Origin of the sequence: Daejeonella sp., assembly GCF_044232565.1 — a bacterium.
Classification (GTDB): Bacteria; Bacteroidota; Bacteroidia; order Sphingobacteriales; family Sphingobacteriaceae; genus Daejeonella.
In genome coordinates this window covers 1-11,309 of the sequence record NZ_JBIILQ010000070.1, presented here as the reverse complement: position 1 = coordinate 11,309, position 11,309 = coordinate 1, and the positions used below count along the sequence as shown (strand labels likewise).

The 11,309-nt window shown below is 34.4% G+C and carries 9 protein-coding genes and 1 tRNA gene; 2 read left to right on the top strand and 8 right to left on the bottom strand.

Annotated elements, in window-relative coordinates; translation table 11 throughout:
* The 7 genes from ACILQF_RS05755 to ACILQF_RS05725 all read right to left on the bottom strand — a co-directional run.
* Nucleotides 1–570: DUF2231 domain-containing protein (locus ACILQF_RS05755; protein ID WP_395626462.1), on the bottom strand; the 570-nt coding region annotated here is incomplete at its 3' end.
* A gap of 23 nt (nucleotides 571–593) precedes the next feature.
* Nucleotides 594–1,619 carry a hypothetical protein gene (locus ACILQF_RS05750; RefSeq protein WP_395626461.1) on the bottom strand — a complete coding sequence of 342 codons (1,026 nt, stop codon included), beginning with the start codon at nucleotides 1,617–1,619 and terminating at the stop codon, nucleotides 594–596.
* Between the two features lie 16 nt (nucleotides 1,620–1,635).
* Nucleotides 1,636–3,090 carry a DUF1501 domain-containing protein gene (locus tag ACILQF_RS05745; protein WP_395626460.1) on the bottom strand — a complete coding sequence of 485 codons (1,455 nt, stop codon included), beginning with the start codon at nucleotides 3,088–3,090 and terminating at the stop codon, nucleotides 1,636–1,638.
* Nucleotides 3,090–5,414 (bottom strand): PSD1 and planctomycete cytochrome C domain-containing protein, encoded by a 2,325-nt coding sequence (locus ACILQF_RS05740; protein WP_395626459.1) that lies wholly within the window; start codon nucleotides 5,412–5,414, stop codon nucleotides 3,090–3,092. Before ACILQF_RS05740 ends, ACILQF_RS05745 begins: the two co-directional genes overlap by 1 nt.
* Nucleotides 5,415–5,585: 171 nt before the next feature.
* Nucleotides 5,586–6,557 carry an MlaD family protein gene (locus ACILQF_RS05735; RefSeq protein WP_395626458.1) on the bottom strand — a complete coding sequence of 324 codons (972 nt, stop codon included), beginning with the start codon at nucleotides 6,555–6,557 and terminating at the stop codon, nucleotides 5,586–5,588.
* A gap of 3 nt (nucleotides 6,558–6,560) precedes the next feature.
* Nucleotides 6,561–7,319 (bottom strand): ABC transporter ATP-binding protein, encoded by a 759-nt coding sequence (locus ACILQF_RS05730; RefSeq protein ID WP_395626457.1) that lies wholly within the window; start codon nucleotides 7,317–7,319, stop codon nucleotides 6,561–6,563.
* Between the two features lie 7 nt (nucleotides 7,320–7,326).
* Complete coding sequence (locus tag ACILQF_RS05725; protein WP_395626456.1) at nucleotides 7,327–8,094, bottom strand: MlaE family ABC transporter permease; 768 nt, start codon at nucleotides 8,092–8,094, stop codon at nucleotides 7,327–7,329.
* A gap of 248 nt (nucleotides 8,095–8,342) precedes the next feature.
* Here ACILQF_RS05725 and ACILQF_RS05720 point away from each other — a divergent pair, with 248 nt between their 5' ends.
* Nucleotides 8,343–9,161 carry an N-acetylmuramic acid 6-phosphate etherase gene (locus ACILQF_RS05720; RefSeq protein WP_395626455.1) on the top strand — a complete coding sequence of 273 codons (819 nt, stop codon included), beginning with the start codon at nucleotides 8,343–8,345 and terminating at the stop codon, nucleotides 9,159–9,161.
* Between the two features lie 397 nt (nucleotides 9,162–9,558).
* On the opposite strand, the gene ACILQF_RS05715 is transcribed toward ACILQF_RS05720, so the two are convergent.
* A tRNA-His gene (locus tag ACILQF_RS05715) sits at nucleotides 9,559–9,632 on the bottom strand.
* A 218-nt stretch (nucleotides 9,633–9,850) separates the two neighbouring features.
* Between ACILQF_RS05715 and ACILQF_RS05710 the strand changes: the two genes are divergently transcribed.
* A partial coding sequence (locus ACILQF_RS05710) for a heavy metal translocating P-type ATPase (RefSeq protein ID WP_395626454.1) occupies nucleotides 9,851–11,309 on the top strand: 1,459 nt, incomplete at its 3' end.

Below are 11,309 nucleotides of genomic sequence, written 5' to 3'. Positions count from 1 at the left end.
ATGCTCGTAAACTTTTGCTTGATCGATTGGCACAAGTTCCGGCTGAGAAACAGGTTCAAGCACAAAATTATCTCCATGAGTAAGAATAGCGCCAAAATGCCCTGCAATAATTAATGATACTATTAAGATAATGGAACCTAATTTGGCATGAAGATTTGTGTACCATTTAAAATCTCTCAATTTAAATAATAATGTAGCTAGTAAAAGAGTGCTCAATCCGAACCACTTATGATAATCCAAGGTATCACCTTCGTATCCATCTTCTAGCGATAATATTAATCCCATTAAAATTGTTAGCCCAGAAAAGAGTAATCCACCAATAAAAAAATAAGATGTAAATTGATTGTAAAGTGGGGCTTTATTATTCTCTGACTTAAAGCGAAAAAACTCCATTAATGAAGCCAGAATGAGCAATACAATTGGGAAATGAAGTAGAAAAGGATGTATTCTTCCCAAAACATGTAACCATTGAGGTATCACTAATTGTGACTCAAAAATCATTAAAAAAATGATTAGTATGTTGAGCCCAAAAATCAGACTAAGTGCAAAAGCTTGAAGTTTGCTTTTCATAAAATAATAAAGATTGCGATTGTTTACACTCTTTTAAACTTATAAGGATAAACTTTTCCAGATGCCCACTGCGCAACATAGATATTCTCATCATTATCCACACAAACATCATGTGGATGGAATAAAATCTTTTCAGCCTGAGACATTGGCTGTAATTTTCCATCCTTATAAATTGGTTCAGTTCCTCCAAGATTTGATACCACTTTATTATTCTTATCGAGAATAGTGGCAAATCCAGAGCCTTCCTTATCCAAATTTGGGGATCGAAGTACTGCAGCGTAAAGGTGGTCGTTTTTGATTACTGGTCGGCACACACAAGCTCCGGGAAGACTAATAATTTCTTGAAGTTTACCATCTAATGAAAATCTTTTAAAGCAATTACGTGTTCGGTCAGTAACTAAAAGACTAGGTGTTCCTGATCTTGTATCAACAACAATCCCATGTGCATTATCAAGCTTTTCATCTCCTTGTCCCCTACCACCAAAATAACCTTTCAGCTTGCCATCATTGCCATAATGTAAAATATATTGAGCACCATAACCATCAGCGATAAAAAAATCACCATTTGAGTGGGTAGCCACTTCAGTTGGGACAAATTCTTTTGCGTTTTTGTAGACACCAGACTCTAGTGGAACATCAATTGTGAGTACAATTTTTCCATCCATTGTAGTTTTAAAAACCTGATTTTTTACAGTATCCGTGATGTACAGATATTGTGTTCCATTTTCATCCGCTAAAGTTAAACCATGCCCACCAGGGAAATCATGCCCCCAAGAATCTAAAATTTTCCCAGATGTATTGTAAACAAGGATATTATTTTTAGTTTCATTGGTCAACAGAATAATCCTGCCATTTTTATCTTGCACCATTTCATGGCAGTCATTTACTGGAAATTTTGCTGAATTAAGAGTTCCCCATTTTGTATCAAGGGTATATTTCATGTTATTATGGCCATAAACGGGACCTTTATCAACTGCAAATAAATCCTTTGCAATAAAAAAGCTTGCAGTTAAAGCGCTACTATTCTTAATAAATTTTCTTCTTTCCATATAATTATTAAAATTTTTAAACTAAAATATCATTAATTACTTTGCCAGACACGTCTGTAAGACGATATCTTCTTCCTAAATGTTTAAAAAATAACTTTTCGTGATTTAGTCCGAGTTGATTTAAAATTGTTGCCTGAAAATCATGCACATGCACTGGGTTTTTTACGATATTATATCCAAACTCATCAGTTTCTCCATAAGAAATCCCTGGTTTTATACCACCCCCGGCCATCCAAATACTGAAACAACGAGGATGATGATCACGGCCATAATTTTCGGCAGTCCATGAGCCTTGACTATAGTTTGTCCGTCCAAACTCTCCTCCCCAAATAACCAGTGTTTCATCTAATAATCCTCTTTGTTTCAAATCAGTGATTAATGCGGCAGAAGCCTGATCGACTTCTTTAGCTTGAGAAGCGATATCAGAGGGTAGATTTCCATGGTGATCCCAACCTTGATGATATAATTGTACGAAACGAACACCGTTTTCTGAAAGTTTTCTTGCCAATAAACAATTTGCTGCAAAGGTTCCAGGAGTCATAGAATCCGAACCATAAAGTTTGATGATATCGTCGGGTTCTTTTGAGAGATCCATTATTTCTGGCACAGCAGTTTGCATTCTGTAGGCCATCTCGTATTGCTGAATTTTTGTATTTATTTCAGGATCTCCAAATTCTTCGTAGGATAATTGATTTAAATGAGATAATTGATCTAAGAATTTCCGACGCTCAAACTTATTCATTCCATCAGGATCTTTTAAATATAGAACTGGATCATCTCCACTGCTAAATTGAACTCCCTGATGAATGGAATTTAGAAAACCACTAGACCATAATTTCGAATAAACACCCTGATTATTTCCTTGTTTACCTTTTGAAAGTAAAACTGTAAATGAAGGTAGATTTTTATTTTCACTACCTAGTCCGTAGCTCAACCAAGAGCCCATACTTGGTCGATTACCTTGCTGAGCACCTGTTTGAAAAAATGTGAGTGCAGGATCATGGTTAATGGCCTCAGTATGCATTGATCGAATGACACAAATATCATCAACAACCTTAGCTGTGTATGGTAGCAAATCACTAATCCAATTTCTAGACTCTCCATATTGCTTAAAATCAGCAAAAGAGCCCACCATTGGGAATGATGTTTGATTTGCAGTCATGCCAGTAAGCCTTTGGTTTCCTTTAATGGACGCAGGAAGATCCTGACCCATCATCTCTCTCAATTTAGGTTTATAATCAAATAACTCTAATTGCGAGGGTGCCCCGTTTTGAAAAAGATAAATTACCCGTTTAGCTTTAGGTGCAAAATGTGGTATTCCTGGTTCGAGACCAGAATCAGATGAAACGCCACTAAATAGATCTGGAACAAGTAATGAACCCAAAGCAGCACTTCCAAGACCTAAACTAAGACGTGAAAGAAATCGACGTCTATTAAAGTTTAAACCATGTTCTAAAAAATCTTTTTCCATCAGGATCTAGTTATAGTTTCTTCCAAGTTATAAAGTGCTGTTATTACTTGCATCATGGCCGCAACATTAATTTTATTCATTTTTTCAGGCTTTGGGTACTCACCAACAGTAATTAATTTTTCTGCTCTACCTTGTTCTTTTTTAAACGTGATTAATTGATCATTATAATAGGTACTCAATAAATTTATTTCATTTACGGTTGGCTTCCGGCAAACAATTAGCCTAAAGGCTTTTATAAGTTTATCTTGAAACTTAGTTTTTTCAGCATCGAGATTGGTGGCCAAAACACGCGCAGCTTCTAGGACTGTTGGATCATTCATCATAATCAAGGCCTGAAGTGGTGTATTCGTTTTTAAACGACCAATCTCGCATTGATCTCTATTGCTAGCATCAAAAATTCCCATAACTGGTGGAGGGACTGTTCGTTTTATGAAGGTGTACATTCCTCTACGATATAAATCAGCACCGTGATCTTGTTTATAAGTCCTTAAAATTCCGCGTCCAGAGGTTGCATTCTCCCATAGTCCATTGGGTTGATAAGGCTTTACACTTGGTCCGCCGATAGTTTTAATGAGAAGTCCGCTACTCGATAAAACTAAATCACGCACTAATTCAGCTTTAATTCGGTAGCGAGGTGCTCTAGATAAATAAATATTCTCAGGATCAACATCCAATTTGGATTTTGAAAGCACTGCAGACTGTTGGTAGGTGGCAGACGAAACCATTTTTTTAAGGAGGCGCTTTATATCCCAATTATTTTCCATGAAATCTACTGCTAGCCAATCAAGTAATTCGGGGTGTGAAGGTAATTCACCCTGCATACCCATGTCGCCAGCAGTTTTTACTATGCCACGCCCATATATTTCTTGCCAAAGTTGATTGACAAAAACTCTGGCCGTTAGCGGATTTCTCTTATCAAATAGCCATTTTGATAATCCCAGTCTATTTTTGGGAAGATTTTTATCAAAAGCTAAAATAGAATTAGGTGTGCCCGGAGAAACCTCTTTATCTGGTGAATCATAAGCCCCACGCTTTAAAATATAGGTCTTTCTGAGCGTATCTCTATCGGCCATAACAGATACGATTAATTTGTTTGTATCCTGTTTATTTATGAATTTAAGGATATTTTTTACCTCGTCGTTACTAATTTCTATTAAGGGATCTTTAGCATAAGTTTCTGGTCCACCCACATCCGACTGCAAACCAACCTCTTTCACATTATTGAAAAAAGCATAAAGCTGGAAATATTCCTTTTGAGAAAAGGGGTCATATTTATGATCATGACACTGAGCACATTCCATTGTAACACCAATAAGTGCTTTGGAAAAGGTGTTTGTGCGATCAATCACATATTGTACACGATATTCTTCATCAACAACACCACCTTCCTCTGTAATTTTATGGTTGCGATTAAATCCCGTTGCAAGAATTTGCTCCTTTGTTGCATTAGGAATAAGATCTCCCGCTAGTTGAAGCGTTATAAACTGATCATATGGTAAATTTCTATTGAAAGAATGAATTACCCAATCACGCCAAGGCCAAGCAGAGCGATAGCTATCATCCTGATATCCATGAGAATCGGCATAACGAGCCACATCCAGCCATTGCAAAGCCATTTTCTCTCCGTAAGCTGGGCTTTTCAATAACTGATCAATAACCTTTTCATAGGCCTTGTGACTATTATCAGCCAAGAATTTATTCATCATGTCGATGCTTGGTGGCAATCCAGTTAAATCAAGACTTAAGCGCTTTAGTAAATGTTCCTTTTCAGCAATTTGATTTGGCTCGAGACCTTTCAGCTCCATCTTATTTAAAATGAAATAATCAATTTCATTTTTTGGCCATTTCGTGTCACTTATTTTGGGAAGTTTAGCTTTTTTGGGTTTGGTAAATGACCAATGGGATTCATATTTAGCACCTTGCTTAATCCACTTTTCAATTAATTTGATTTCACGAGGATTTAATTTCAGGTTAGAGTTTGGTGGGGGCATTAGTAGATTCGTGTCTTTAGTTGAAATCCTTAAAAACACTTCAGATAATTCAGGTTTGCCTGCAATTATAGCATGTGCAGTTGGATTCTCATTCAAAGCTTTGAATGCACTTTCTTCATTGTCTAGACGAAGACCCGCTTCACGTTTATTCGCATCCGGACCATGACAAGTAAAACATTTATCTGAAAGTATCGGCCTGATATCGAAATTATAACTTACCTGATTAGGAATTTGTTCTTCATCAGTCAGATTTACACCTATATAATTACATGATTGAACACTATAAAGTAAAGTTACAATAAACAAAAGATAGAATATGATCCTCTTTTTCATGAAAAGATTATTATAAAAAACGAATAATTTATTTTACCATTACAATATACTGACACATTTTAATTTTATTAAATATTTAGATCTTTTTTTTTCGGAAGAGAAAAGAGCTTTATTAACAAGTGTTTATATTCCTTTTATAATAATAAAAATTAAATTCAATAGTGACAACAATTAAGGTAATTGTTCGTCTTTAGAACTTTGCTTCTCCTGCCTTTTAAAATATCCTCTAAAAAGGAATGATTTTTTTAAAGCTTCCATGTTTTGATTAAATCCATCGGTCCCTTTTTGAAGATTATTAAGGCTTTTATTGAGTTTATTAACCATCATGGTATCTTTAAGTAAGGAGTTTGCAGGCCCCTTTCCTGAATTTATATCTTTCTGTATTTCTGATATTACAGTATTGAGTTGAGCAGTTATTAAAATCAAATTATGGGAAGTTTTAGTCAAATTTGATGCTAAAATGGTATCCTTTAAAAGAATACCCATAGTGCCACTTCCCTTTCTCAAGTCGTTAACTATTACTTGAACATCAGTGCCAACTGAACTAGCCTTTGAGCTAGCTATTTGAATGTTTTTAGCGGAGTTTTTTATATTGTCTGCCATTTGATTATCACCTAATAAATCCCAAAATGCGGAACTATTATTTATTCGTTCAACAGTATTTTTTAATCCAGAAACAATAATGGCAACCTCATTATTAGTTTGTGATAGCGTACTTAAAATTTTCTCTGTGTCAATATTTTTTTTACTCATTAATAGATCACCTTTTTTAGCAATTGGTGCATTTAATTTGCCTGGGACAATATTTACAACTTTATTTCCCACCAAACCATCTGTCCCGATAGATGAAATGGCATCTTTACGAATTATAAGTTCCATTTTGGTATCTATAATCATTGTAACTTCAACGGTTGTATCATTTAATATTTCTAATTTTTTTACAGTGCCTGCTTGAATACCCGCATAAAGAACATTGTTGCCAGGTATTAGTCCCTGAACATTTTCAAACCTAGTTTTCAAAATGTAATTTGAACCAAAGAGACTTCTATTTCTACCAATCATGTACAAAAGGATAATAAGAAATAATAACCCTGCAAAAACAAAAAGTCCGAGCTTAGTATTATTTAATAGTTGTTTCTTCATTATTTATTCGAAAAACTGTTTAATAATTGGATCGCGTGACCTTAGCAAATTCTGATAAGGGCCTGTGATATAACACTTTCCATCAATCAAAATTGAGACTCTATTACTTGCTAACTTTACACAATTCATGTCATGAGTAATAATCAGCGAACTTGTATTATACTTTTGTTGAATGATTAGCATGAGTTGAATAATTTCTTTAGCTGTTATGTTATCTAAGCCAGTAGTTGGTTCATCATAAAGAATGATTTCCGGTTTTAAAATTAAGGTTCGGGCGAGTGCGATTCTTTTACGCATACCACCTGATAATTCAGCTGGCATCATATCTATGGTATGTGCAAGTCCTACATCTTCTAATGCAGTTAGTACTACTTTATCATTTTCCAATTTTGAAAGACCCAAAGAATGCCTTCTTAGTGGAAATTCTAGATTTTCTCTAACAGTCATAGAATCGTACAAAGCATTACTCTGAAACAAAAAACCAATCTTTGATCTTATTCTGTCTAAATCCTTATGGTTTAAATCAGGAATATTTTCCCCAAAAACATGAATGCTACCACTATCAGGTTTCAATAAACCGATAATACACTTAATTAGAACTGATTTCCCTGAACCCGACTTACCCAAAACAACCATGCTTTCACCGCGTTTCAAATCTAAATTGAAATGATTAAGCACCTGATTATTTCCAAATGATTTACATAAATCTTTGATTTTTACTACATTATTATCAGACTTTGGGATTTGTTTATTAATAGTCATTTATAAATTATATTCCCCAAATATTAGTGACCTGAACTGCTAGAAGATCAATGATAAATATCATAACCGAAGAAACTACTACTGCCGAATTTGCTGATCGCCCCACGCCTTCTGTACCTTTATTACTAGTATAACCTTTATAGGATCCAATCAAACCAACTGCAAAGCCAAAAAAGAAACTTTTTATAAAGGCAGGTAAAACATCGCCAAATACGAGATTATCAAACACTTGGCTCCAAAAAAGATTAAAGCTGGTAGTGCTATGAAGATTTACTCCCAAATAGGCACCATACAAGGAAATAGCATCCCCAAGCATTACCAAAATGGGTAGCATAAAAGTACAAGCCAAAACTCGAGTAACAACTAAATACATGAAAGGATTGGTGCCGCTAACTTCCATAGCATCAATCTGCTCAGTAACTTTCATCGAGCCAAGTTCAGCGCCAATGCTACTTCCTATTTTTCCGGCAAAAATTAAAGCAGTAATTACTGGACCTACTTCTCTAACGATGGCTATTGCGACAATGGCTGGCAATTGTGATTCAACACCATAATCAGCCATTGAAGGTCTTAATTGCATTGTCAATACAACTCCCATGATAAACGCAGTGAGGCCGATTAGTGGTAAAGATTTATAACCAATTAAATAGCATTGCTTTATAAATTCTTGAAATTCATAAGGTGGTTTAAAGCCATAGGCAAAAAAACGAGAATTAAAACGAAATAATTCACCACAAAAATCTAAAAATGAGTTAAGATCTGATCGAATAGACATAATGATTTTGAGTGAATTAAAATCCTATTAACCACAATAACAACTGAACTTAGCAAATGTTAGTTTTAAAACTAATTTCTTGGATAATAGAGCTATATCTTCTTATATTGAAAGAATATACCATCATTAGGGTTAGGAAATCTAAGATTTCTCATATTTATTTGTAGAATATAAATCAAAAATCTTAGATAATAATTTTTCAAGAAAAAGAAGTATTTAAATCTGAGAATTAATCAAATCTATCATTCATGTTGAAAATTACCGAACAAGCATCTAATTATAGGCATTTAGAGAAAATGTCGATTGAAGAAATAACAAAATATATAAATAAGGAAGACCAGATAGTGGCACTTGCGATTGAACGAGCTTTACCATCAATTAATATCCTAATTGAAGCCATTGTCGTTAAAATTACTGGTGGCGGCAGATTATTCTATGTTGGAGCCGGAAGCGGCGGCAGATTATCTGTTTTAGATGTTATTGAATTACCCACAACATTTGGTGTTAGCCCTAATTTATTTAATGTGGTTCTCGCCGGTGGAAAAGAGCATTTAATTGAAGCACCAGAGGAGAAAGAAGATGATGTTAAAGCGGCTTGGAAGATGTTAAAGACACATAAAGTTTCCAATTCGGATATTGTAATTGGCATTTCTGCTAGCGGATCTACGCCATTTGTATTATCTGCTTTGAAAGAATGTAGAAAAAGTCATATTACTACTGCTTGCATCGTCAGTAATCCCAAATCAACAATAGCTGAACAGGCAGATTTCCCTGTTGAGGTTATTACAGGACCAGAATTTATCAGTGGCAGTACAAGAATGAAGTGTGGCACGGCTCAAAAAATCATATTTGATATGATTAGCACTACCACAATGATTAAAATGGGGCGTGTTCAGGATAATGAAATGGTACACGTAAAACTTATAAACGATAAGATAATTGATCGTGCAGTAAAGATTCTGATGAGGAACACAAAAATCTCAGATTATAATGAAGCAAAAGAATTATTATTAAAACAAGGTAGTGTGAAAATGGCGGATGACTATTGGAAATCAACACAAATTTAATAGTGAAAAATTTCATAAATAAGGGTCGAATATATTATTCGACCCTACATCTACCTATGAAAAACATGCCCTTTTTGAGGGCACAAGTCTAATTGCAATTGATGTGCCAAAACAATAAATAAGGTTACTGCAGAACAAGCATATAACATAAACATTTGCAAATATCCTGAAATGGATGAAAATAATTAGCAATTGTATTAAAACATAGTTTAAATCTACATTCAATATATAAACTAGAATATAATAATAGCTGATAAATTATAGGAATGTAATTATTTGATAATGAAATAACTTCTAAAATTGGTAATAGAAAGTATTTGATTGAATGGTAAAAACCTTAAAATAAAGAAATAAAAAATCCCCTTCCAATTTTGAAAGGGGATTTCTAATTTAAATGGGTGGCTGATGGGGCTCGAACCCACGACCCTCGGCACCACAAACCAATACTCTAACCAACTGAGCTACAACCACCATTTATTTCTGCAAAAATAAGCATTTAAGCATAGATTACAAATTTTTTTATCTTAATTTTCTAAGCTGATTATCAGTAAGATGAGCGTTTATCTCCTAATAATTTGCTTTTACAAACAATTCAATTCCCCTATTGTAATAAATAAAACATAATAAACTCAATATTTATCATTAGCGTTAATTAGTGGTAAATTTGCATTGTACAAAAACAAGCTGAAATGAATAAGGAAGAATTGGTTGAACTTCAAGTTAGCGGAATGCATTGCAATAACTGTGCACTTTCTGTACATAAATTACTTGAAAAAAAAGGTTTACAAGATGTCTACGTAGATTTTGCAAACAATGAAGTCAAATATAAAACCAACGATCTAAGCACTACTCCATCTATAATCAAAGAAATTGAAGGCCTAGGTTACAAGGTGAGTGAAGATAGTGTTCCAATCCAAGAAAAGGCTTATGAGAAAGTTGAAAATAAATTCTATTTTTCATTAATATTTACGATCCCGCTTTTTTCGCACATGTTCTTGCCATTTCATTGGCTTCATAACCCTTTGGTTCAATTGGCATTATGTACACCTGTTTACTTATTGGGTTTTTTGCATTTTGGCAAAAGTGCTTATCATTCATTAAAAAATGGCATCCCGAATATGGATGTACTCATATTTATAGGTTCAAGTGCCGCTTACATCTATAGCATTGTAGGAACTATTCAGAATTTAGGTCCCGATTACTTATTTTACGAAACAGCAGCTACAATAATTTCACTTGTTTTATTAGGTAATGTATTAGAGAAGCGCTCTGTTACACAAACCACCTCGGCAGTTAGAGATCTCATGCATTTTCAAGAAGTGAAGGCGCATAAAATGAGTAATGGTCAAATTATTGAAATTCATTCCTCTGAAATCAAGCCTGGGGATATCTTAATAATTAATGCAGGCGATAAAATTCCAGTTGATGGAGAAATAATTTGGGGTGAGGCATCAATAAATGAGGCCATGTTAACTGGTGAAAGTTTACCCTTAGAAAAATCAAAATACGATCAAGTTATTGGCGGAACGATGATTGAAAAAGGCAGCATTCATATCTTGGTTACAAAAACAGGTAAACACACTGTTCTATCTCAAATTATTGAGCTAATGAAGAAGGCGCAAGCAGCAAAGCCAAACATTCAAAAGCTAGGCGATAAAGTTGCTACGATATTTGTTCCAATTGTGGTTGGGATTTCTATACTAACTTTTTTTATTGCTTTTTACGCATTTGACGTAAGCCTCCAAAAATCTATGCTCAACGCAATTGCGGTTTTAGTAATTTCTTGTCCCTGCGCTATGGGTTTAGCCACTCCTACTGCCGTAATGGTAGGCTTAGGTCGTGCCGCCAAAAGTGGGATTTTAATTAAAGGAGGAAATACAATAGAGGAAATTGCGCTGTTAAAATTCATGGTTTTTGATAAAACCGGAACCTTAACCACTGGTAATTTTAAAATTAAGTCGCTGGAATGCCTAAATATTTCCCAACAAAAGGCAGAATCAATTATTTTCGGAATTGAAGCCTATTCAAACCACCCTATTGCAAAATCCTTGGTCAAGGAATTAAGTATTAAATCGCCAGAAAAAATAATTTTCGTTAAGGTGAATGAAGAAAAAGGTTTAGGAATGACTGCGGTGGATACCGAAGGAA